This window comes from Saprospiraceae bacterium (genome assembly GCA_026129545.1).
Classification (GTDB): Bacteria; Bacteroidota; Bacteroidia; order Chitinophagales; family Saprospiraceae; genus M3007.
Genome location: JAHCHX010000001.1, coordinates 115,403 through 142,140, shown reverse-complemented (window position 1 = coordinate 142,140; position 26,738 = coordinate 115,403). Strand labels below are relative to the sequence as shown.

The 26,738-nt window shown below is 58.9% G+C and carries 5 protein-coding genes; all 5 read right to left on the bottom strand.

Annotated elements, in window-relative coordinates; all coding sequences use genetic code 11:
* Positions 1-4 precede the first annotated feature (4 nt).
* Positions 5-5,602, bottom strand: coding sequence for an HYR domain-containing protein (locus KIS77_00380; protein ID MCW5920775.1), 5,598 nt, complete (start codon positions 5,600-5,602; stop codon positions 5-7).
* A 342-nt stretch (positions 5,603-5,944) separates the two neighbouring features.
* On the bottom strand, positions 5,945-13,885 hold the full coding sequence (locus KIS77_00375) for a hypothetical protein (protein MCW5920774.1): 7,941 nt from the start codon (positions 13,883-13,885) through the stop codon (positions 5,945-5,947).
* Between the two features lie 1,219 nt (positions 13,886-15,104).
* Positions 15,105-15,605: a hypothetical protein gene (locus tag KIS77_00370; GenBank protein ID MCW5920773.1), complete on the bottom strand. Its 501-nt coding sequence runs from the start codon at positions 15,603-15,605 to the stop codon at positions 15,105-15,107.
* Complete coding sequence (locus KIS77_00365; protein ID MCW5920772.1) at positions 15,542-23,422, bottom strand: Ig-like domain-containing protein; 7,881 nt, start codon at positions 23,420-23,422, stop codon at positions 15,542-15,544. The genes KIS77_00370 and KIS77_00365 overlap by 64 nt, the downstream gene beginning before the upstream one ends.
* 564 nt (positions 23,423-23,986) lie before the next feature.
* Positions 23,987-26,698, bottom strand: a complete 2,712-nt coding sequence (locus tag KIS77_00360) for a choice-of-anchor D domain-containing protein (GenBank protein MCW5920771.1) — start codon at positions 26,696-26,698, stop codon at positions 23,987-23,989.
* Positions 26,699-26,738 lie beyond the last annotated feature (40 nt).

Below are 26,738 nucleotides of genomic sequence, written 5' to 3'. Positions count from 1 at the left end.
CGCGTCAGGCGCGAAGGTCGCGGTGCCGGGCGGCGTACGTCCATGTGCCGGTGCCGACGCTCGGCACGGCGTTCAGCGAGAAGGTCAGGTCGCACTCGTCGCCGCCGTTGCCAGCGTTCGCTACAGACTGCTCGTAGAAGTTCACCGTCACATCGTCGGCGTCCGTGCAGGTGCCGTTGACTTCCGTCCATGTGAAAGTGTAGGCGCCGTAGGCCGTCACCGTCGCTGTCGCGTCCGGGTCGTTCGCGTCTGGCGCGAAGGTCGCGGTGCCGGGACCGGCGTACGTCCATGTGCCGGTGCCGACGCTCGGCACGGCGTTCAGCGAGAAGGTCAGGTCGCACTCGTCGCCGCCGTTGCCAGCGTTCGCTACAGGCTGCTCGTAGAAGTTCACCGTCACGTCGTCGGCGTCCGTGCAGATGCCGTTGACCTCCGTCCATGTGAAAGTGTAGGTGCCGTAGGCCGTCACCGTCGCCGTCGCGGCCGGGTCGTTCGCGTCTGGCGCGAAGGTCGCGGTGCCGGGGCCGGCGTACGTCCATGTGCCGGTGCCGACGCTCGGCACGGCGTTCAGCGAGAAGGTCAGGTCGCACTCGTCGCCACCGTTGCCAGCGTTCGCTACAGGCTGCTCGTAGAAGTTCACCGTCACGTCGTCGGCGTCCGTGCAGATGCCGTTGACCTCCGTCCATGTGAAAGTGTAGGCGCCGTAGGCCGTCACCGTCGCCGTCGCGGCCGGGTCGTTCGCGTCTGGCGCGAAGGTCGCGGTGCCAGGGCCGGCGTACGTCCATGTGCCGGTGCCGACGCTCGGCACGGCGTTCAGCGAGAAGGTCAGGTCGCACTCGTCGCCGCCGTTGCCAGCGTTCGCTACAGGCTGCTCGTAGAAGTTCACCGTCACATCGTCGGCGTCCGTGCAGGTGCCGTTGACTTCCGTCCATGTGAAAGTGTAGGTGCCGTAGGCCGTCACCGTCGCTGTCGCGGCCGGGTCGTTCGCGTCTGGCGCGAAGGTCGCGGTGCCGGGGCCGGCGTACGTCCATGTGCCGGTGCCGACGCTCGGCACGGCGTTCAGCGAGAAGGTCAGGTCGCACTCGTCGCCACCGTTGCCAGCGTTCGCTACAGGCTGCTCGTAGAAGTTCACCGTCACGTCGTCGGCGTCCGTGCAGGTGCCGTTGACTTCCGTCCATGTGAAAGTGTAGGTGCCGTAGGCCGTCACCGTCGCTGTCGCGGCCGGGTCGTTCGCGTCTGGCGCGAAGGTCGCGGTGCCGGGGCCGGCGTACGTCCATGTGCCGGTGCCGACGCTCGGCACGGCGTTCAGCGAGAAGGTCAGGTCGCACTCGTCGCCGCCGTTGCCAGCGTTCGCTACAGGCTGCTCGTAGAAGTTCACCGTCACATCGTCGGCGTCCGTGCAGGTGCCGTTGACTTCCGTCCATGTGAAAGTGTAGGTGCCGTAGGCCGTCACCGTCGCTGTCGCGGCCGGGTCGTTCGCGTCTGGCGCGAAGGTCGCGGTGCCGGGGCCGGCGTACGTCCATGTGCCGGTGCCGACGCTCGGCACGGCGTTCAGCGAGAAGGTCAGGTCGCACTCGTCGCCACCGTTGCCAGCGTTCGCTACAGGCTGCTCGTAGAAGTTCACCGTCACGTCGTCGGCGTCCGTGCAGATGCCGTTGACCTCCGTCCATGTGAAAGTGTAGGCGCCGTAGGCCGTCACCGTCGCCGTCGCGGCCGGGTCGTTCGCGTCTGGCGCGAAGGTCGCGGTGCCGGGGCCGGCGTACGTCCATGTGCCGGTGCCGACGCTCGGCACGGCGTTCAGCGAGAAGGTCAGGTCGCACTCGTCGCCGCCGTTGCCAGCGTTCGCTACAGGCTGCTCGTAGAAGTTCACCGTCACATCGTCGGCGTCCGTGCAGGTGCCGTTGACTTCCGTCCATGTGAAAGTGTAGGTGCCGTAGGCCGTCACCGTCGCTGTCGCGTCCGGGTCGTTCGCGTCTGGCGCGAAGGTCGCGGTGCCGGGGCCGGCGTACGTCCATGTGCCGGTGCCGACGCTCGGCACGGCGTTCAGCGAGAAGGTCAGGTCGCACTCGTCGCCACCATTGCCAGCGTTCGCTACAGGCTGCTCGTAGAAGTTCACCGTCACATCGTCGGCGTCCGTGCAGGTGCCGTTGACTTCCGTCCATGTGAAAGTGTAGGCGCCGTAGGCCGTCACCGTCGCTGTCGCGGCCGGGTCGTTCGCGTCTGGCGCAAACGTCGCGGTGCCGGGGCCGGCGTACGTCCATGTGCCGGTGCCGACGCTCGGCACGGCGTTCAGCGAGAAGGTCAGGTCGCACTCGTCGCCGCCGTTGCCAGCGTTCGCAACGGGCTGCTCGTCGTTCGTCAGCGTAACCTCGTCAAACACGCTACAGGTGCCGTTCGTCACCGTCCACCGAACCGTTGCGCTCGTGCCGACCGGAACACCGGTCACCGTCGTCGTCGGGTCGGCGTCGTCGGTAATCGTCGCCGTGCCGCTCTCGACCGTCCAAACGCCCGTGCCCACGCTTGGCGCGGACTGGGTCATGGTGAAGTCGCCGTTGGCACATTGCGCCTGATTCAGCTGGTCGGAGACGATAGGTTGCTCGTAGAAATTGACCGTCACGTCGTCATCATCCGTGCAGGCACCATTGGTCTCTGTCCATGTAAAGGTGTAGGTGCCGTAGTCAGTCACCGTCACTATCGCGGTCGCTGTGTTTACGTCGGGGTCGAACGACGCGGTGCCGGGGCCGGAATACGTCCAAGCGCCCGTGCCGACGCTCGGCACAGCGTTCAGCGAGAAGGTCAGGTCGCACTCGTCGCCGCCATTGCCGGCATCCGCTGTGGGCAATCCATCCTCTACCGTAATATCAAATGTGCATGAGTTGGAACATCCCATCGCATCGGTGTAGGAGTATGTGATGGCGTGTGTGCCCGGGCCAGCCGCCGCCGGGTCGAAAGTGTTGGCACTCACGCCCGGCCCTGTGTATGTGCCGCCCGAAGGCGTGCCTCCAGTAAGCCCGAACGATGCCTCGTCAATACAAACGGTCGTGTTGGATGGGCAGGTGACCGTTATCGGACTCAAGGCGATGCTCGCATCAACCGATGTCACTGTGTTGGAGCAGAAGTTCGCATCCACAACCTCTCTCGGCTCAGGGTTGTCTGTCACCGACACCGCCACGCTGCCCGTGCTGCCAATGACTTTCATGGTCAGGGTCAGTATCACGGTGCCGTCGCTCAGGTCAACCCCGTCGAACTCTGCGTTGGGGTCTGGGTCGAACCATGTGAACGTCAGTTCGCCATTTGTCACGGCATCCAAGTCGCCGACGAACGGGTCGCCGCCTGTGCCGCCGATTTCTGGGGCGACATAACTCTGATACATCAACTTTGCCTCATCCCACTCGACGCTGAACTGCAAGGAGGAGATATTGGTGAAACTGTTGCTCACCTCAATGGTAATGTCCACGATGTCGCCGCAGGTCGCGTTCGCTGGCGCGTCAACCGTAAGGGTCAGTGTAGGTGGGGGAGCCACCGTCACCGTTTTCGTGCAAGTGGAGGTGCAACCGTTGGCATCTGTGATGGTCAAGAGCAACTCATACGAACCCACCGCGCCAGCATCCACCAACACGGTCTCCTCGTCGTCCGGCCCGTCAATCGTGCCGTTGCCCGTGATGCTCCACTGGTAGGAAGTCATGCCTGTGGGTGCCTCGTAGAGGTTGTCTTCCGAGTTGGCGCACACGATGTCCAAACCGGTGATATTGCATGCGGGGTTGGTGTTCACGGTGATGTCGAACGTGCAGGAATTTTCACAATTGCCGTCGTTGTAAGTATAGGTCACAGTGTTGGTCGTGCCTCCCGCAGCATTGTAAGAGGTGCCAGTCACGCCTGTGCCGCTGAACGAACCACCTGCGGGCAAAGCACCGAGGGTCGTCAAATCAAGCGGCAGTTCGTCTTCACAAACTATTTGGTCTAAAGGACAGGTCACAGTAGGTTGTGCATTTACCGTAATGGTGAATTCGCAAGAATTACTACAACCATTGTTGTCTGTGTATGAGTAAGTGATGGTGTTTGCGCCAATATTGGCGGCGGCGGGGTCAAACTCGTTATTCGTCACCCCATTGCCGCTGAAGTCGCCACCATCGGGAGTACCACCAGAAAGCGCAAAAGGCACATCGTAAACACATACGGCAAAATTCGCCGGACATTGCACCGTGATAGGCTCGATGTCAATTTCGGCCTCGTTTTCGACATTTACCGTCAAAAAGCACAGTTGACTGTTTGTTGCCTCTATGGGCGTGACGATGGTGCCGATGATGTTGACAGGCTCGTCTGTCGCGGTGTTTACCAATGCTTTGAGCGTCACGGTTAGCACTACTGTTTCGTCGGCCAAGTTTTCGCCGGGGATGCCAGCAGGATCTACCCAGCCATAAGTCAATATGCCGTTGGCCACGTCAAATTCACCCACTGTCCCTTCGACCCCACCGATGACAGTAGCACTATAGCCTACATAATCAAATATCGCAGGGTCCCACTCCAACGCAAATTGGTAGGACTTGATGTCCACAAAGCCATCCACTTCAATGCTGATGGTCACGTTTTCACCGCAAGTGACACTGGCAGGGGCTACGGCGCGAAGGGTCATTGGAGGCAATGAGCCATAGGCTATGCGCATGGTATCGGTGGCCTGCGGCGGGCATCCACCCGTAGTGGTGAGCACCAACGAGATGGTGTCTGTGTTGCCTGTTGGGGGTATATAGAATGCGTTCAGGTTGTTGGCATTGGGCAAAAAAGTGCCGCCCAAACCGCCGTCGCTCCAAGTGCCGCCCGTGGCGGAACCGCCTACGGAGCCTGCCATGCGCACCACGCCATCCACGCAAGTCAATTGGTCGGGGCCTGCGTTGGCGGTGGGGGCTTCGCAAACGGTGACGTTGTCAATTGCTATCCCAGAACTGGCCCCTGCTTCGGTACCTCTCCAAATCGCCCATCTCAACTGTACAACTGACTGATTATTTGCCCCAGATGGGAGCGTCAGAATAACGTTGGCCTTAACACCAACTGTCCCACCCGATTGAGAATATGGATTGCCCGTTGCGGAAGGAACCGTTGTCCAAGCACCACTCGTACCAACTCTATATTGCATCACAATACCCACCGTTCGAGTTTGAGCGTTGATTATTTCCACGTCGTATTTTACTACAATGTTTGACTTCCCAGTCGTGTTAATTGCCAATGCCAGTTGGTTGACCCCATTGCCATCGTTGCCACTTGTTTGCACATAAGCGCGGCCATTCGAGGAGGTAGCAAAACCATAGACCCCACCTGTAGTCTGCGCAACAACCGCAGCAGTAACAGTGGCATTTCCTGTTGGAACCGATGCTTCCGCTAAAGCCTGTGTAGTGATGCTTCCGCCATTCAGACCATTCCAAGCAGCCCAACCAGTTGGCATCGCCGTGAAGGTTGTAGTCCCAAAGTTCTGCGAATAAGGCAGGCTCTGCGCGGGCGGGTTGGTTTGCGCCCACATCGTATTGCCCCATAAGAGGGCAAAAGCAGACAGTAAAACATAGCGCGTGCTTGTTTTTAAAAAAGAGAGCGTTGGGTAGAGAGATTTTTTCATAGTAAAGGGAAAGTTTAATCTTTGGACATTGCGTTTGCGGTCACAATGGCTTGAGGAAACTGAATTGTTTGAAACTATACCTTGATTCGTCAAGATTTGTCGGATGGCCATGATTGACTTTCTTGATTTTTATGATTGTTGCCACAAAGGCGCAAAGGCTCTAAGTATACCCAGATGAAAATGATTTGCGAGATTTCCTTGATTGATAACAATGATTTTCAAGGATTTAAACGGGCATTTTTTCGCAAACCACCTTTCATTGAGTGTAAGTGATTGATAAAACTTTGAGCCTTCGCGTCTTTGTTTCAAAACGTTATTCACACGGGATATTTGTCCCTAAAATCATTCTCTCGTAAGCACCATTTTTTTCGCTAACACGCCAAAGGGCGTGGTCAAATCGTAGTAGAGTACCCCCGTCTCTCTTTCGGTGCCAAAATCAAACTCCACTTGATGGCTTCCAGCAGGATAGAATGCGGAACGTTCGCGCAGTAAGCGCCCTTTCGTGTCGAACACGCGCAGCGTCGCGTCGCAAGCACCCGGCAACTCAAAACCAATGACCGTACGGCCTTGGAATGGATTCGGGCGGTTTTGCAACAACTCGAGTTTGCCCATTTCCGGCTCTCCTGTGCTGGTTGTGATGCCGCCATACACCAAACTCACCGGGCCGGGCGTGTAATCGCTCCTATATGCCTCTGCCAACAGGACATCGTTGGTGATATGCAGCACGGTGCTGAGTTTGCTCCCGCCTTCCAACACTTTGAATTTCAGGCGGAACACCGCGGTGCCATCTTCCAATGTGATGGCTTGGGCCAATGCCAAAGCAGCGCGAATCTCACCAGCGGCCAAATTGTAGATACCAAAGTTATCTTCGCTCATCGGGCTGCCCGGAATGGTCTCTATCTCCAACAACTCAAGCTTGGTCACGTCGAAAAGCATCCCAAACTGATATGCCAACAAGTCATAGAGGTTGTCGGCACGGAACTCAGCAACGAATGTTTCACCCTGTTGCAACAGCCTGTCTTGCACCCTCCAAATCAGGTTCGGCGCCAATTGACCACCGAAGTTGGCGGGATTGGCCGTGTTGTTCACGTCGCCCATTTTCACCCCAATGAAATCTTGGTCGGTTTGGTCGCCGCTGATGCCTGTGTAAACGATAGACTGCGGGTATCCCCAAGGGCTGGCTGGTATGGGGAACACATAGTCCTTCGGCACAAAACGCCAAGTCTTGTTGATGAAAGCCAACTGGAAGACTGGATTGCCCAACACTGCCTGCGTGATGAAACTGGCATCCGCCGTCGTGATGGAGTTGGACGTGTTGACATCCGCCGCGATGAGTTTGTACGGGTCTGTAATCGGGAGGATGTTGAGCGCGTGTTGAGTGATGCGCGATGCATCTGCCGTCGTCACGCCGTTGAGCGCAAAAGGCATCGGCACGTTCTTGACCGGGGTCAATTCGAAGTCCGAACCTGAATTGGCGACCAACAAGAAATCGCCTGTCGCACCCGTCAAATCGGTATCGGTATCATCACCTGTAAGGTTGGTCGTTACTTCATTTACGCCCGTCATCGTGGTGAGTCGGGTGGCCTCCCAGATAATGCGACCGGAGAAGTTGATGGCGCAGGGAGTTATCGTCACCACAAAACTCTCCTCGTCGGAGCAGTTCGGCGCGGTGCCTGTCTCGTCGTATATCCACACCGTCATGGAACTGGTGATGGGACCGACGATTTCCTGACCGCCGTTCGCTTGGCTGTCGTCGTAGTATTTCGGCGCCACGAGGTTCGACCCAGTGATGGTCGGCAAGGTGTAACTGTCGCACGCCGTCTGCGGGCCGGGGTTCGTGATGGACGGGGTCAGGTTGATGGTCACCGTGAAACTCTCCTCGTCAAAGCAGTTCGGCGCGGTGCCCGTCTCGTCGTATATCCACACCGTCATGGAACTGGTGATGGGGCCGACGATTTCCTGGCCGCCGTTCGCCTGGCTGTCGTCGTAGTACTTCGGGTTGACCAGATTGCTGCCCGTGATGGTCGGCAAGGTGTAACTGTCGCACGCCGTCTGCGGGCCGGGGTTGGTGATGGACGGCGTGTTGTTGATGGTCACCACAAAACTCTCCTCGTCGGAGCAGTTCGGCGCGGTGCCCGTCTCGTCGTATATCCACACCGTCGTGGAACTGGTGATGGGGCCGACGATTTCCTGACCGCCGTTCGCTTGGCTGTCGTCGTAGTATTTCGGGTTGACCAGATTGCTGCCCGTGATGGTCGGCAAGGTGTAACTGTCGCACGCCGTCTGCGGGCCGGGGTTGGTGATGGACGGGGTCAGGTTGATGGTCACCGTGAAACTCTCCTCGTCCGAGCAGTTCGGCACGGTGCCCGTCTCGTCGTATATCCACACCGTCATGGAACTGGTGATGGGGCCGACGATTTCCTGACCGCCGTTCGCTTGGCTGTCGTCGTAGTACTTCGGCGCCACGAGGTTCGACCCAGTGATGGTCGGAAGCGTGTAACTGTCGCACGCCGTCTGCGGGCCGGGGTTCGTGATGGACGGGGTCAGGTTGATGGTCACCGTGAAACTCTCCTCGTCGGAGCAGTTCGGCGCGGTGCCCGTCTCGTCGTATATCCACACCGTCGTGGAACTGGTGATGGGGCCGACGATTTCCTGACCGCCGTTCGCTTGGCTGTCGTCGTAGTATTTCGGGTTGACCAGATTGCTGCCCGTGATGGTCGGCAAGGTGTAACTGTCGCACGCCGTCTGCGGGCCGGGGTTGGTGATGGACGGGGTCAGGTTGATGGTCACCGTGAAACTCTCCTCGTCCGAGCAGTTCGGCACGGTGCCCGTCTCGTCGTATATCCACACCGTCATGGAACTGGTGATGGGGCCGACGATTTCCTGACCGCCGTTCGCTTGGCTGTCGTCGTAGTACTTCGGCGCCACGAGGTTCGACCCAGTGATGGTCGGAAGCGTGTAACTGTCGCACGCCGTCTGCGGGCCGGGGTTCGTGATGGACGGGGTCAGGTTGATGGTCACCGTGAAACTCTCCTCGTCCGAGCAGTTCGGCACGGTGCCCGTCTCGTCGTATATCCACACCGTCGTGGAACTGGTGATGGGGCCGACGATTTCCTGACCGCCGTTCGCTTGGCTGTCGTCGTAGTATTTCGGGTTGACCAGATTGCTGCCCGTGATGGTCGGCAAGGTGTAACTGTCGCACGCCGTCTGCGGGCCGGGGTTCGTGATGGACGGGGTCAGGTTGATGGTCACCGTGAAACTCTCCTCGTCCGAGCAGTTCGGCGCGGTGCCCGTCTCGTCGTATATCCACACCGTCGTGGAACTGGTGATGGGGCCGACGATTTCCTGGCCGCCGTTCGCCTGGCTGTCGTCGTAGTACTTCGGGTTGACCAGATTGCTGCCCGTGATGGTCGGCAAGGTGTAACTGTCGCACGCCGTCTGCGGGCCGGGGTTCGTGATGGACGGGGTCAGGTTGATGGTCACCGTGAAACTCTCCTCGTCCGAGCAGTTCGGCACGGTGCCCGTCTCGTCGTATATCCACACCGTCATGGAACTGGTGATGGGGCCGACGATTTCCTGACCGCCGTTTGCCTGGCTGTCGTCGTAGTACTTCGGCGCCACGAGGTTCGACCCAGTGATGGTCGGAAGCGTGTAACTGTCGCACGCCGTCTGCGGGCCGGGGTTGGTGATGGACGGCGTGTTGTTGATGGTCACCGTGAAACTCTCCTCGTCAAAGCAGTTCGGCACGGTGCCCGTCTCGTCGTATATCCACACCGTCGTCGTGGCCGTGATGGGGCCAAGAATTTCCTGACCGCCGTTCGCTTGGCTGTCGTCGTAGTATTTCGGGTTGACCAGATTGCTGCCCGTGATGGTCGGCAAGGTGTAACTGTCGCACGCCGTCTGCGGGCCGGGGTTGGTGATGGACGGCGTGTTGTTGATGGTCACCACAAAACTCTCCTCGTCCGAGCAGTTCGGCGCGGTGCCCGTCTCGTCGTATATCCACACCGTCGTCGTGGCCGTGATGGGGCCGACGATTTCCTGACCGCCGTTTGCCTGGCTGTCGTCGTAGTATTTCGGGTTGACCAGATTGCTGCCCGTGATGGTCGGCAAGGTGTAACTGTCGCACGCCGTCTGCGGGCCGGGGTTGGTGATGGACGGCGTGTTGTTGATGGTCACCGTGAAACTCTCCTCGTCCGAGCAGTTCGGCGCGGTGCCCGTCTCGTCGTATATCCACACCGTCGTCGTGGCCGTGATGGGGCCAAGAATTTCCTGGCCGCCGTTCGCCTGGCTGTCGTCGTAGTACTTCGGGTTGACCAGATTGCTGCCCGTGATGGTCGGAAGCGTGTAACTGTCGCACGCCGTCTGCGGGCCGGGGTTCGTGATGGACGGGGTCAGGTTGATGGTCACCACAAAACTCTCCTCGTCCGAGCAGTTCGGCACGGTGCCCGTCTCGTCGTATATCCACACCGTCGTCGTGGCCGTGATGGGGCCAAGAATTTCCTGACCGCCGTTTGCCTGGCTGTCGTCGTAGTATTTCGGGTTGACCAGATCGCTGCCCGTGATGGTCGGAAGCGTGTAACTGTCGCACGCCGTCTGCGGGCCGGGGTTCGTGATGGACGGGGTCAGGTTGATGGTCACCACAAAACTCTCCTCGTCCGAGCAGTTCGGCACGGTGCCCGTCTCGTCGTATATCCACACCGTCGTCGTGGCCGTGATGGGGCCAAGAATTTCCTGACCGCCGTTTGCCTGGCTGTCGTCGTAGTATTTCGGGTTGACCAGATCGCTGCCCGTGATGGTCGGAAGCGTGTAACTGTCGCACGCCGTCTGCGGGCCGGGGTTCGTGATGGACGGGGTCAGGTTGATGGTCACCACAAAACTCTCCTCGTCGGAGCAGTTCGGCGCGGTGCCTGTCTCGTCGTATATCCATACCGTCGTCGTGGCCGTGATGGGGCCGACGATTTCCTGACCGCCGTTCGCCTGGCTGTCGTCGTAGTATTTCGGCGCCACGAGGTTCGACCCCGTGATGGTCGGAAGCGTGTAACTGTCGCACGCCGTCTGCGGGCCGGGGTTCGTGATGGACGGGGTCAGGTTGATGGTCACCGTGAAACTCTCCTCGTCAAAGCAGTTCGGCGCGGTGCCTGTCTCGTCGTATATCCACACCGTCGTGGAACTGGTGATGGGGCCGACGATTTCCTGACCGCCGTTCGCCTGGCTGTCGTCGTAGTACTTCGGCGCCACGAGGTTCGACCCAGTGATGGTCGGAAGCGTGTAACTGTCGCATGCCGTCTGGGGGCCGGGGTTCGTGATGGACGGGGTCAGGTTGATGGTCACCACAAAACTCTCCTCGTCAAAGCAGTTCGGCACGGTGCCCGTCTCGTCGTATATCCACACCGTCGTCGTGGCCGTGATGGGGCCAAGAATTTCCTGGCCGCCGTTCGCCTGGCTGTCGTCGTAGTACTTCGGGTTGACCAGATTGCTGCCCGTGATGGTCGGCAAGGTGTAACTGTCGCACGCCGTCTGCGGGCCGGGGTTGGTGATGGACGGGGTCAGGTTGATGGTCACCACAAAACTCTCCTCGTCAAAGCAGTTCGGCGCGGTGCCTGTCTCGTCGTATATCCACACCGTCGTCGTGGCCGTGATGGGGCCGACAATTTCCTGACCGCCGTTCGCCTGGCTGTCGTCGTAGTATTTCGGGTTGACCAGATTGCTGCCCGTGATGGTCGGAAGCGTGTAACTGTCGCACGCCGTCTGCGGGCCGGGGTTCGTGATGGACGGGGTCAGGTTGATGGTCACCGTGAAACTCTCCTCGTCAAAGCAGTTCGGCACGGTGCCCGTCTCGTCGTATATCCACACCGTCGTGGAACTGGTGATGGGGCCGACGATTTCCTGACCGCCGTTCGCCTGGCTGTCGTCGTAGTATTTCGGGTTGACCAGATTGCTGCCCGTGATGGTCGGCAAGGTGTAACTGTCGCATGCCGTCTGCGGGCCGGGGTTCGTGATGGACGGGGTCAGGTTGATGGTCACCACAAAACTCTCCTCGTCAAAGCAGTTCGGCGCGGTGCCCGTCTCGTCGTATATCCACACCGTCGTCGTGGCCGTGATGGGGCCGACGATTTCCTGACCGCCGTTTGCCTGGCTGTCGTCGTAGTACTTCGGGTTGACCAGATTGCTGCCCGTGATGGTCGGCAAGGTGTAACTGTCGCATGCCGTCTGGGGGCCGGGGTTGGTGATGGACGGGGTCAGGTTGATGGTCACCGTGAAACTCTCCTCGTCGGAGCAGTTCGGCGCGGTGCCTGTCTCGTCGTATATCCACACCGTCATGGAACTGGTGATGGGGCCAAGAATTTCCTGGCCGCCGTTCGCCTGGCTGTCGTCGTAGTACTTCGGCGCCACGAGGTTCGACCCCGTGATGGTCGGAAGCGTGTAACTGTCGCACGCCGTCTGCGGGCCGGGGTTGGTGATGGACGGCGTGTTGTTGATGGTCACCGTGAAACTCTCCTCGTCGGAGCAGTTCGGCACGGTGCCCGTCTCGTCGTATATCCACACCGTCATGGAACTGGTGATGGGACCGACGATTTCCTGACCGCCGTTCGCCTGGCTGTCGTCGTAGTATTTCGGGTTGACCAGATTGCTGCCCGTGATGGTCAGCAAGGTGTAACTGTCGCACGCCGTCTGCGGGCCGGGGTTGGTGATGGACGGCGTGTTGTTGATGGTCACCGTGAAACTCTCCTCGTCCGAGCAGTTCGGCGCGGTGCCCGTCTCGTCGTATATCCACACCGTCGTCGTGGCCGTGATGGGGCCAAGAATTTCCTGGCCGCCGTTCGCTTGGCTGTCGTCGTAGTACTTCGGCGCCACGAGGTTCGACCCCGTGATGGTCGGCAAGGTGTAACTGTCGCACGCCGTCTGCGGGCCGGGGTTGGTGATGGACGGGGTCAGGTTGATGGTCACCGTGAAACTCTCCTCGTCAAAGCAGTTCGGCACGGTGCCCGTCTCGTCGTATATCCACACCGTCATGGAACTGGTGATGGGACCGACGATTTCCTGACCGCCGTTCGCCTGGCTGTCGTCGTAGTACTTCGGGTTGACCAGATTGCTGCCCGTGATGGTCGGCAAGGTGTAACTGTCGCACGCCGTCTGCGGGCCGGGGTTCGTGATGGACGGGGTCAGGTTGATGGTCACCACAAAACTCTCCTCGTCAAAGCAGTTCGGCACGGTGCCCGTCTCGTCGTATATCCACACCGTCGTGGAACTGGTGATGGGGCCGACGATTTCCTGACCGCCGTTCGCCTGGCTGTCGTCGTAGTATTTCGGGTTGACCAGATTGCTGCCCGTGATGGTCGGCAAGGTGTAACTGTCGCATGCCGTCTGCGGGCCGGGGTTCGTGATGGACGGGGTCAGGTTGATGGTCACCACAAAACTCTCCTCGTCAAAGCAGTTCGGCGCGGTGCCCGTCTCGTCGTATATCCACACCGTCGTCGTGGCCGTGATGGGGCCGACGATTTCCTGACCGCCGTTTGCCTGGCTGTCGTCGTAGTACTTCGGGTTGACCAGATTGCTGCCCGTGATGGTCGGCAAGGTGTAACTGTCGCATGCCGTCTGGGGGCCGGGGTTGGTGATGGACGGGGTCAGGTTGATGGTCACCGTGAAACTCTCCTCGTCGGAGCAGTTCGGCGCGGTGCCTGTCTCGTCGTATATCCACACCGTCATGGAACTGGTGATGGGGCCAAGAATTTCCTGGCCGCCGTTCGCCTGGCTGTCGTCGTAGTATTTCGGCGCCACGAGGTTCGACCCCGTGATGGTCGGCAAGGTGTAACTGTCGCACGCCGTCTGCGGGCCGGGGTTCGTGATGGACGGGGTCAGGTTGATGGTCACCGTGAAACTCTCCTCGTCCGAGCAGTTCGGCGCGGTGCCCGTCTCGTCGTATATCCACACCGTCGTCGTGGCCGTGATGGGGCCGACGATTTCCTGACCGCCGTTCGCCTGGCTGTCGTCGTAGTACTTCGGCGCCACGAGGTTCGACCCCGTGATGGTCGGAAGCGTGTAACTGTCGCACGCCGTCTGCGGGCCGGGGTTCGTGATGGACGGCGTGTTGTTGATGGTCACCGTGAAACTCTCCTCGTCAAAGCAGTTCGGCACGGTGCCTGTCTCGTCGTATATCCACACCGTCGTCGTGGCCGTGATGGGGCCAGAATTTCCTGGCCGCCGTTCGCCTGGCTGTCGTCGTAGTACTTCGGGTTGACCAGATTGCTGCCCGTGATGGTCGGAAGCGTGTAACTGTCGCACGCCGTCTGCGGGCCGGGGTTCGTGATGGACGGGGTCAGGTTGATGGTCACCGTGAAACTCTCCTCGTCAAAGCAGTTCGGCGCGGTGCCTGTCTCGTCGTATATCCACACCGTCGTCGTGGCCGTGATGGGGCCGACAATTTCCTGACCGCCGTTCGCCTGGCTGTCGTCGTAGTATTTCGGGTTGACCAGATTGCTGCCCGTGATGGTCGGCAAGGTGTAACTGTCGCACGCCGTCTGCGGGCCGGGGTTCGTGATGGACGGGGTCAGGTTGATGGTCACCGTGAAACTCTCCTCGTCGGAGCAGTTCGGCGCGGTGCCTGTCTCGTCGTATATCCACACCGTCGTGGAACTGGTGATGGGGCCGACGATTTCCTGACCGCCGTTCGCCTGGCTGTCGTCGTAGTATTTCGGCGCCACGAGGTTCGACCCAGTGATGGTCGGCAAGGTGTAACTGTCGCACGCCGTCTGCGGGCCGGGGTTGGTGATGGACGGCGTGTTGTTGATGGTCACCGTGAAACTCTCCTCGTCAAAGCAGTTCGGCGCGGTGCCCGTCTCGTCGTATATCCACACCGTCGTGGAACTGGTGATGGGGCCAAGAATTTCCTGACCGCCGTTCGCCTGGCTGTCGTCGTAGTACTTCGGGTTGACCAGATTGCTGCCCGTGATGGTCGGCAAGGTGTAACTGTCGCACGCCGTCTGCGGGCCGGGGTTGGTGATGGACGGGGTCAGGTTGATGGTCACCACAAAACTCTCCTCGTCCGAGCAGTTCGGCACGGTGCCCGTCTCGTCGTATATCCACACCGTCGTCGTGGCCGTGATGGGGCCAAGAATTTCCTGGCCGCCGTTCGCCTGGCTGTCGTCGTAGTACTTCGGGTTGACCAGATTGCTGCCCGTGATGGTCGGAAGCGTGTAACTGTCGCACGCCGTCTGCGGGCCGGGGTTCGTGATGGACGGGGTCAGGTTGATGGTCACCGTGAAACTCTCCTCGTCAAAGCAGTTCGGCACGGTGCCCGTCTCGTCGTATATCCACACCGTCGTCGTGGCCGTGATGGGGCCGAAGATTTCCTGGCCGCCGTTCGCCTGGCTGTCGTCGTAGTACTTCGGCGCCACGAGTTCGACCCGTGATGGTCGGAAGCGTGTAACTGTCGCACGCCGTCTGCGGGCCGGGGTTCGTGATGGACGGCGTGTTGTTGATGGTCACCGTGAAACTCTCCTCGTCAAAGCAGTTCGGCACGGTGCCTGTCTCGTCGTATATCCACACCGTCGTCGTGGCCGTGATGGGGCCAAGAATTTCCTGGCCGCCGTTCGCCTGGCTGTCGTCGTAGTACTTCGTTGACCAGATTGCTGCCCGTGATGGTCGGAAGCGTAACTGTCGCACGCCGTCTGCGGGCGGGGTTCGTGATGGACGGGGTCAGGTTGATGGTCACCGTGAAACTCTCCTCGTCAAAGCAGTTCGGCGCGGTGCCTGTCTCGTCGTATATCCACACCGTCGTCGTGGCCGTGATGGGGGCGACAATTTCCTGACCGCCGTTCGCCTGGCTGTCGTCGTAGTATTTCGGGTTGACCAGATTGCTGCCCGTGATGGTCGGCAAGGTGTAACTGTCGCACGCCGTCTGCGGGCCGGGGTTCGTGATGGACGGGGTCAGGTTGATGGTCACCGTGAAACTCTCCTCGTCGGAGCAGTTCGGCGCGGTGCCTGTCTCGTCGTATATCCACACCGTCGTGGAACTGGTGATGGGGCGACGATTTCCGACCGCCGTTCGCGGCTGTCGTCGTAGTATTTCGGCGCCACGAGGTTCGACCCAGTGATGGTCGGCAAGGTGTAACTGTCGCACGCCGTCTGCGGGCCGGGGTTGGTGATGGACGGCGTGTTGTTGATGGTCACCGTGAAACTCTCCTCGTCAAAGCAGTTCGGCGCGGTGCCCGTCTCGTCGTATATCCACACCGTCGTGGAACTGGTGATGGGGCCAAGAATTTCCTGACCGCCGTTCGCCTGGCTGTCGTCGTAGTACTTCGGGTTGACCAGATTGCTGCCCGTGATGGTCGGCAAGGTGTAACTGTCGCACGCCGTCTGCGGGCCGGGGTTGGTGATGGACGGGGTCAGGTTGATGGTCACCACAAAACTCTCCTCGTCCGAGCAGTTCGGCACGGTGCCCGTCTCGTCGTATATCCACACCGTCGTCGTGGCCGTGATGGGGCCAAGAATTTCCTGGCCGCCGTTCGCCTGGCTGTCGTCGTAGTACTTCGGGTTGACCAGATTGCTGCCCGTGATGGTCGGAAGCGTGTAACTGTCGCACGCCGTCTGCGGGCCGGGGTTCGTGATGGACGGGGTCAGGTTGATGGTCACCACAAAACTCTCCTCGTCAAAGCAGTTCGGCACGGTGCCCGTCTCGTCGTATATCCACACCGTCGTCGTGGCCGTGATGGGGCCGACGATTTCCTGACCGCCGTTCGCCTGGCTGTCGTCGTAGTACTTCGGCGCCACGAGGTTCGACCCCGTGATGGTCGGAAGCGTGTAACTGTCGCACGCCGTCTGCGGGCCGGGGTTCGTGATGGACGGCGTGTTGTTGATGGTCACCGTGAAACTCTCCTCGTCAAAGCAGTTCGGCACGGTGCCTGTCTCGTCGTATATCCACACCGTCGTCGTGGCCGTGATGGGGCCAAGAATTTCCTGGCCGCCGTTCGCCTGGCTGTCGTCGTAGTACTTCGGGTTGACCAGATTGCTGCCCGTGATGGTCGGAAGCGTGTAACTGTCGCACGCCGTCTGCGGGCCGGGGTTCGTGATGGACGGGGTCAGGTTGATGGTCACCGTGAAACTCTCCTCGTCAAAGCAGTTCGGCACGGTGCCCGTCTCGTCGTATATCCACACCGTCATGGAACTGGTGATGGGGCCGACGATTTCCTGACCGCCGTTCGCCTGGCTGTCGTCGTAGTACTTCGGCGCCACGAGGTTCGACCCCGTGATGGTCGGAAGCGTGTAACTGTCGCACGCCGTCTGCGGGCCGGGGTTGGTGATGGCGGGCTGCGCTATCACCGTCACACTCGTTGCCGCATCCACTGTGCATCCATTCACATCTGTCACCACTACGCTGTAATTGGTCGTGATAACAGGAGACACGATATGTGGCCCTGCGCCGGAGAGTGTATTTGGCGTCCAGTCGTAGGTGAAGGGGCCGGTCGAGCCGCCCACCGTTAGGGTGAGGGTGGTACTGCTACCTTCACAAATAGGATTAACATTGGGGTCTAAACTCGCCGTCAAATCCACCCCGTACCCTCTTATCGAAAAAGTAAAGGGATTTTCATCAGGGTCATCGCTTGCGATAATGACCGTCGCATCGCGGACACCCGCTGCCGAGGGGTCGAATTCCACCTCGAATGTGAGTGGGTTTCCGTTGGTCACGGTGGGGCCAGCGGGTTGCACAGTTACCGCGAAATCACCTGCATTGACACCACTAATAACAATATATGGTGTGCCAGTCAGGGTAAGCGGGCAGGAAGTAGTATTTTCAATCGTAAATGTATGCGTCACCGTGCCGCCAGCCACTTCCACACAACCAAAGTTGGTGTCGTCGGCCACGTCGGGGGTGAGGTCGCCGTCGGTGATGGAGACTGAATTACCCGTTACGTTGATGTCGGGGACTTCTACCGTCAAAGTTTGGAGCGCCGAGACCGGAGCGCCACAGCCCGTGCTGATGGTGTAGGTGATGTCGGTCGTGCCAGCGCCCACGGCGGTAACTTCGCCTGTGGAGGCATCCACTGTCGCCACGCCCGTGTTTGTGCTGCTCCAAACGCCGCCCGCGTCGCCCGTGGATGAGTATGTGGTCACGTCGCCGATGCAAAGCGGGGTGGTGCCGCTGACTGTGCCTGCGTTTACGTTCGGGTTGACAGTCAAAGTTTGGAACGCCGAGACCGGAGCGCCACAGCCCGTGCTGATGGTGTAGGTGATGTCGGTCGTGCCAGCGCCCACGGCGGTCACTTCGCCTGTGGAGGCATCCACTGTCGCCACGCCCGTGTTTGTGCTGCTCCAAACGCCGCCCGCGTCGCCCGTGGTCGTGTAGGTGGTCACATCACTGATGCAAAGCGGGGTGGTGCCGCTGACTGTGCCTGCATTTACATTTGGGTTGACAGTCAAAGTTTGGAAAGCCGAGACCGGGGCGCCACAGCCCGTGCTGATGGTGTAGGTGATGTCGGTCGTGCCAGCGCCCACGGCGGTCACTTCGCCTGTGGAGGCATCCACTGTCGCCACGCTTGTGTTCGTGCTGCTCCACACGCCTCCTGCGTCGCCTGTGGTCGTGTAGGTGGTCACACCACTGATGCAAAGTGGGGTGGTGCCGCTGACTGTTCCCGCATTGGCATTTGGGTCAACGGTAGTTGTGTTGGAGGCCGGGCTGGCTCCCGAGCATCCGTTGGCATCTTCATAGTTGACGGTCACCGTTTTGCCGCCAGTCGTCAGCCATTGCAGGGTGACGGTATGGTCGGTGCCGCCGATGCCGCCCGATGTGATATTGTAATCCACACCTGCCGTGCCGGGTACATTCCAAACATAGTTGGATTGACCCGATTGGGTGGTATAGGTTACATCTGTATTTAGGCAAGTATTGGCTCCCGGTTCTGCTGTGAAGGTAGGTGTCGGCAAAGGATTCACCGTCACCACCGCATTGCCAGTCATCGTGGCCGTGCAGAGCGTGGTGGTGTTCGTTGCTACGACGGTGTAAGTACCTGCCGCAGTCTGATTGCCAAAAGAGATGGCATTGCCGTCGCCAGCCACCGGAGTTCCCGTGTCAACGCCGCCGATTTGAAGTTGGTAATCAACGCCTGTTTCCGAGCCGCTGAGACCTACCGGGACACCCGCGCCACCCGCGCAGTACGCGCCGCCGCCAGTCACATTGAAGGTGGTTGGCAAAGGATTTACCGTAATCTCAAACGTGCAAGAGTTGGAACAACCCATTGCATCGGTGTAGGAGTATGTGATTGTGTGCGTTCCCGGGCCAGCCGCCACTGGGTCAAACGTGTTGGCGCTCACACCCGGCCCTGTGTATGTGCCGCCCGAAGGCGTGCCTCCAGTAAGCCCGAACGATGCCTCGTCAATACAAACGGTCGTGTTGGATGGGCAAGTGACCGTTATCGGACTCAAGGCGATGCTCGCATCAACCGATGTCACTGTGTTGGAGCAGAAGTTCGCATCCACAACCTCTCTCGGCTCAGGATTGTCTGTCACCGACACGGCCACGCTGCCCGTGCTGCCAATGACTTTCATGGTCAGGGTCAGTATCACGGTGCCGTCGCTCAGGTCAACCCCGTCGAACTCCGCGTTGGGGTCTGGGTCGAACCATGTGAACGTCAGTTCGCCATTTGTCACGGCATCCAAGTCGCCGACGAACGGGTCGCCGCCCGTGCCGCCGATTTCTGGGGCGACATAACTCTGATACATCAACTTTGCCTCATCCCACTCGACGCTGAACTGCAAGGAGGAGATATTGGTGAAATTGTTGCTCACCTCAATGGTAATGTCCACGATGTCGCCGCAGGTCGCGTTCGCTGGCGCGTCAACCGTAAGGGTAAGTGTGGGTGGGGGAGCCACCGTCACCGTTTTCGTGCAAGTGGAGGTGCAACCGTTAGCACCTGTAATGACCAATGTCAACTCAAAAGTACCCGCCGCACCAGCATCCACCAACACGGTCTCCTCGTCGTCCGGCCCGTCAATCGTGCCGTTGCCAGCCGTGATACTCCACTGATAAGAGGTCATACCTGTGGGTGCCTCGTAGAGGTTATCTTCCGAGTTGGCGCACACGATGTCCAAACCGTTGATATCACAAGTGGGTGCTGCGTTGATAGTTACCACCGCATTGCCTGTCATCGTGGCCGTGCAGAGCGTGGTGGTGTTCGTGGCCACGACGGTGTAGGTTCCCGCCGCTGTTTGGTTGCCAAAACTAATCGCGTTGCCGTCGCCAGCCACCGGGCTGCCCGTGTCAACGCCGCCGATTTGAAGTTGATAGTCAACACCCGTTTCGGAACCGCTGAGACCTACCGGAACACCCGCGCCACCCGCGCAGTACGCGCCGCCGCCAGTCACATTGAAGGTGGTTGGCAAAGGATTCACGGTCACCACCGCGTTGCCAGTCATCGTGGCCGTGCAGAGTGTGGTGGTGTTTGTGGCCACGACGGTGTAGGTTCCCGCCGCAGTTTGATTGCCAAAACTAATCGCGTTGCCGTCGCCTGCCACCGGGCTGCCTGTGTCAACGCCGCCGATTTGAAGTTGGTAGTTGACACCAGTTTCCGAACCGCTGAGACCCACCGGGACACCCGCGCCGCCCGCGCAATACGCGCCGCCGCCAGTTACGTTAAAGGTGGTTGGCAAAGGATTTATCGTCACCACCGCATTGCCAGTCATCGTGGCCGTGCAGAGCGTGGTGGTGTTCGTTGCTACGATGGTGTAAGTACCTGCCGCAGTCTGATTGCCAAAAGAGATGGCATTGCCGTCGCCAGCCACCGGAGTTCCCGTGTCAACGCCGCCGATTTGAAGTTGGTAATCAACGCCTGTTTCCGAGCCGCTGAGACCTACCGGAACACCCGCGCCACCCGCGCAGTACGCGCCGCCGCCTGTCACATTGAAGGTGGCTGGCAAATCGTTCACCGTCATCGTGACGGTGTTCGAGGTGGCTGTGGTGGTGGTGAGGCAAGTGCCGCCCGTGACCGTGATTTCGCAGGTCACCGCTTCACCATTCGCCAGCGCCGAGGTCGTATAAGTATTCGACGCGCCGTTCTGCACGCTCACGTTGTCCACTTGAAAATCGTAGCTCACCGTGCCGCCGCCTGTGTTGTTCGCGGTGGCCGTGAATGTCACACTTTCGCCGTCGCAGATGATGCTGCCGGGATTGGCGACGATGCTGACGGTGGGGGTGACGTTGGGGATGACGGTGACGGTGATTTCGGCGCAAGCCCCGGGTGTCACGCAGCCTCCCTCTCCCCGCACATAATAAGTGGTAGTGATGCTGGGCGATACTATGATGGAAGTACCGCTGCCCGCAGAGGTGCCGCCGCAGGATACGGTGTACCACTGCCAATCGGTGGCATCGTTCAGGTCGCCCGAAGCAATGCTGAGGGTCGTGCTTTCGCCATCACATATTGGGTTGGAAGTGGCGGAGAGGGTGGGAATGTCAGGGTCGGTGCATGGATTGCTGTTGGTCGCCACATTCACGATGCCCGTTGCGTTGGCAAAGAACACGTTGTTGGTGTTTGTGGCAGGAGAGGACGGGTGCCCCCAAGAGCCGTTCACGGTACCCGCGCCACCCAACGTCAGAGTATTAGCGGTATGGGTCAAAGCCGCTCCAAGATTGGCGATTGACCCCGTTGTGATGGAAAAGTCGTTCGTGATATTTCGCGCCGAGTTGAGGGTGACCGCCCCGCCGGTGTTATCGAAGGTGAGGTTGTTCACCGTGGCGGGCAGGCCGTTGCCCGTGTTCTGAGCGGCGGTGCCGTTATAGACGTAGTTGGCGCCGGTGTCGAAGGTGCGGGTCGTTGTCCGAATATTGCCGCATGTGCCTCCCGTGCCACAAGCAGCGGTAGTGATGCCTTGAGGGGAAGTAATGCCGAGCGTTGCTCCCGACGAAAGCGTGAACAATCCTCCACCTGTTACCGTAGTACCCGCCGCAGCCATTTGCAGGAAAGCGCCGCTGTTCACGGTGAAGTTGATGGTGTTGGACACCGTGCCGCCGGAGGTGTAGGTTTGTGTGCCTGAGCCGTTGAAGTTGATGGAGCCACTGCCGGAGGAAGACTCGGTGAGAGTGCCGCCTGTATGGGAGAAGTTGCCGGCCACGTTCAAAACACCAATGGCACCGGCACCGGACATATCATAAGTGCCGGAACTGTGGCTAAAGTTGCCTCCAACGGTTATGATAGACGTTGATGTGGCGTTGGTGCGTTGGTTGAAAGTGCCGCCTGTTTTGGTGAAATCACCTGTGACGTTGAGGGCGGCTGCACCATTGTTTATTTTCATATTGAGCGTGCCGCCAGATATACTAAAATCACCAGTAGTATTGATAGTAGCGGTGCCATTGTTTCCAACCATCGTAAAATTACCGGAAGTCATCGAGAAACTCCCTCCAACATCAATGGTTCTGTTAGCACCAGAGGTCGTCATGCTCAGCACACCACTTCCCGAGTTTGAATGAGTAAGGTTGCCCAAGCAGGTTAGGTCTGCCCCCATTGTGACATCACTATTCGAAGAACGGACAAACGCCACATTCCCAAACGTCTGCCCCATGCCACTGGGATAAATAGTTGTCATCCCGGTGATATTGCAGTTGGAGTTGGCATTCCAAGAAGCGGTGGGGACAGTGCCGCCGTTCAACCCATGAATATATGTGCCGCCACTATTGAAAACCAAGGTACCCGTGGTCGTCACGGTGCCGCCATTGCGCGAGTAAGTGCCATTCACTACCATATTTGCACCACTTTGTATGGTCAAGTCACCGCCGGTACGGTTTAGTGTGCCATCCACCACGAGGTCATCACCTGAGCCATTAGCTATGGTCATGTTGGCAGTTTGAGTCACTGTCGCGCCCGATTCGATGACCACTTGGTCAACCGTGATAGCAGCATTGAAGGTCACCGTATGTGGGCTGCGAATGGTGATGACGCCGCTGGCACTTGTGGGTGTGCCAGTGACCGATACGCTTTGAATGGCGATGGTGTTGGCTGCCCACTGAACAGTAGCACTGACGCTGCCAAAAGTCCCCGGATTTTCTGATGCGGCATTCAACTCACGGCGAGCAGTCACCATTCTCGCATGAGAGGCTCCTGCACCTCCGGTATTGGCTGTTTCTTGGCTTCCATAGCTCGTCGGATTCGTTATTCCACCGCCGTCATCGTTATGCATGTGCAACGATGCTATCCAAAGTGTGTTCGTCGCCCCGAACCCTGAGGTTAGAGATGGCGGGTCAGGAGCATTACTGTTTCCTGTTGCTACTGTACCTGCTACCGGCACCCCCTGATAAGTACCCGCAGCAATACGGTAAGAGTTGTGCGCGCTGCGTTCCGCACCGGCTGTGATATTGATAGTAGTGCCTTCTGTACCATCTGCTACTTTGTACCATGTACGGCGGATACTATTACTATTGGTACTTGTATAAAGCTGCGTCCAGCCAGATGGGGTAGTTGGTTCGGTACCGCTATCATTCGCATCCGACCAGAAAATAAGCAGCAGGTCGCCGCTTTGAATACCCGCAGGAAGGGAGACCGTATGTGTAGTACCTCCGGTTGCATTTTTAGAACTTGATGCAGTACCCGCCACTTCCGGGAAGGGGCATTGCACTACCCAGTTGGTACCGTTGTATCGTTCCCAAGTGCAGCCATCGTTCCAGTTGCCTGATTGGCGGCTGCGGTAATCGCCCGTCGTCTGCCCCCACCCCTGCATCACAAAGACTATGAGGAAGAATAGGGTCGCAAATAATGTTTTGCGGAAGCCATTCAATGTACCAGCGGATGTGGTGGCCGGTTGGCAAGTAACAGCGTACAAGGGTAGATTTAATTTCATAACTAAGATGATTTATCGGACAATGATTTTTTGATTCAACAATTGCGCGGTCATGGGGTGCATGACACGAGTCCCGTGCGCAACCGCAACCTGCTTTTGTGTTTTCCCTCCGGCAAAAACGCTTGCGTTCGGGACATACAAAGAGCGGGTTGGCGTTTGACAACACACGCCAATCGGGAATCGGGGATAAGCATTCTATGTGTGAGGAAAATAAGGCCGGGTAAGTAAAAGATATAGCTCAGGCCGGACACGCGCATCGTTCAGATGCCAACTTCCTCATGAGATTATGGATTAAAATACTTGTGTTAAAAAGTTGGGACAAACATAAAGCCAAAAGCGTTGACAATTAGCCGTTTTTGTATATTAAATGTTTTCTGCTGCGCGGGAGGAGTTTTAAAAGTCCTGCCCCCTGTGCCAATCTTGCCGTTGTCGGCATCCCTGCCATAGCAGAAGGGCTAAACTCAATTTTTTTTTCATCCTGAAAGGAACTGCCCGCACTATGGACTTCCCCTTCGTAGAGCGGACGGTTCCTTACAGGATGACAAACGTAGCGTTTACGATATGTCAAAGCCCAGTCCCCGTGCCATTGATGGTGAACACGAAGGGGTTTTCGGGCAAGTCGTTGTGCGTAATAATCACGATGGCCGAGCGCAGCCCCGGTGCGCTGGGGTCGAACTCGATGGTGAACGATGTGCCGCCGCCACCCAAAATGGGGGTACCGGGTTGGGTGGTCACCGTAAAATCGGAAGCATCGCGGTCGGCGATGGTCACGAGCGGCACACCGTCAAGCACCAATGGCTCGCCGTTCAGGATATTTTCGATGGTGAAAGTGCGGCTCACCGTGCCGCTGCTCACGTTGACGCTGCCAAAATCGGTGTGGTCGGCGAGGCTGACACTGAGCGTGCGATTGGCGATGGACACGCCGTTGCCTTTCACGGTGATGTCGGGCGGCACAGCGGCTGCCGACGAACAGGCGAACTGTATGTCTTGCAGCAAGGGTGTCTCTGCTGGGTCGGTGGTGGAGAGCTCGGCGCGGTACTGGATGTAGCGCGAAGTGCCGCCCACCGTGGAGCCGCTCGAAGGTATGTTGGTGAAAGAAGTCCAAGAGCCGTCGGGCGTGGGGGTATCGCCTTGGCGTTGTGCGATTTGCAGAGTGGCGCCGGCAGGGACGGTGGCCGTCCAAGTGGCTTCCGCCCAGTTTTTTTGCTCACCCGCGTCGTACACCCGTGACTCGAAGGTGCCGGGAGTCAGATAAGGAGTCGCATGAAGCCAATCCACTTGCAGCACGGGGCCGCCATTGTTATAGTCGCTGATGGCAGGTCGCATGGTGCCGCCTATCGCGGTCGCCTCCGAATGTGCCAACGCACCATCCACATAGAAGTCCACGCTGCTGGCGTTCCATTCGATTCGGTATAGGTGCGAGGCCCCAATGAGACTGCTACCCAAGTCGAAATTCACTTCTGTTGGGCCGTTTTTGGTGCGGGCATAGAGGTTGGTCGTCGAAGAAAACGTGCTGAACATCGCCCAGTCCGATTCGCCATTGTAAATGCCGCCCGACCCGGTCGCATCGGTGCCGCCGCCAAAACCGACGTGCTGAAAACCGGCTGCGCCAAAGGTGGCGACAAACTCCAACGTCGCACCGGGAGCGAACGTGAGCGCTTCGGGTTGGGAATTGTAACGCGCACCATCCACGCTCAACACGCCCCCCGACACGTTGGACGTGCCGCCCGTCCACGGGAAACTTTCCCATTCGCTGCTCGGCGGCAGCACGTCGAACTCTGCCGCTGCCGTTGGCCGCAACATGATGCCATCGTAGTACAAAGTCAAATAAGCGTCGGAAAAACTGCCCTGCTCGAAGTCGGCAGCGGTTTCGTCCACAAAACACGGGGGGACAGAGGTCGAAAAACTCAAAGGTGCGGCGGGTGGCTCCGGCTCGGTGGCTGAGTTGGTGGACACATCTTCCGAAGTGACACGGTAATGATAGGTCGTGCCGGGGGTCAGCCCGGTCAGCACGATGCTGTGCGAGGTGACGAATGCGCCATCCGATTCGCTGTCGTTGAGGGTGCCGGGACTGGTGCCGTATTCCACCAGCGAATTGGCTGGTTCGTTGGTCGTCCATGTCACGGTAGCCGAAAGGCCGTCGGGAGCAGACACTGCCGTCACGCTCGTGATGACGGGGGGCGTGACATCTGGCCCCGAGCCGCACTCGACCGTGAGCGCATCCAAAAGGGGAGAATACACCGCATCTGTGGTGGCCAAATCCACCCGGTATTGGAGGTATTGGGCACCGCCGCCCACAGTGCCGCCGTTGGTCGTGGGCAGGAAGGCCGTCCAAGAGCCGTCGGGCGTGGGAGTGTTGCCCGTCCGCACGAACACGTCTATGGAAGTTCCGGTGGGTTCCGTCGTTGTCCAGTTGATGGCGCCCCAGCCGTTGGGCGCCCCTTGGTCGAATACTTGGGAGGTAAAACTGCCCGAAGTGGCGTAGGGTGTGGCGCGAAGCCAATCCACCGAAAGGGTGCCGTCAAAGTTTTGTACGTCGCTGATTTGCAGGTACATATTGGTTCCTACCGTCAGGGTAATGGTCGCGTTGGGGGTAGCACTGCCATCCACGAAAAATTCAAAATTGGTGGCGTTCCGTTTTATTTTGAACAGGTGCGGTGCGCCTAATAACGCGCCGAGGTTGACATTGCTACCGTTGGATGCGCGGGCATACAGATTCCCGTCGGGGCTTGCCCCTTGCCCAATCGTGACCCACGGATTTGTGTTAAAAGGTTGGTCATCAGAAAAACCCACATTTTGAAATGCCGCCGAATTGTAAGTCGCCACAAATTCGATGGAGGTGCCGGGGCCATAGCTGCCATTTGAATAAATATGTGTCCCGTTCACGGTCACTTGGCCGCCGCTGACGGTGGTGCTGCCGGGGTTGAACAAGCCCTCCGTCCAGCCTGCCGGGATGCTGCTCCCGGAAAATTCCTCGTTCAGCGTCGGGTTCAAAATGACCGCGCCACCACCTTGCAACACCACCAAAGTGTTGGCATCCGGGGTGCCGAGGTTAAAATCGGCATCGCTGTCATCTTCCGCGCAAACGGACAGCAAAGCAGGGGCTTTTGCCGGGGCAGCCGAGTACGGTTCGCCTTTTGACAAAAACTGGAAATAATTGGCCGGGTACAAAGCCGGAGCGTTTTTCCAAACGTCATTGTTCGCCACGGCATATTGCCTCTGTGCCGTGATTTGAATGGCGCACAAAAGGATGAGGGAGAAGGATAATGTTGCCAAAACATTACGCCCTTGTTGTCTGATTGGTGTGGAGGTGGAC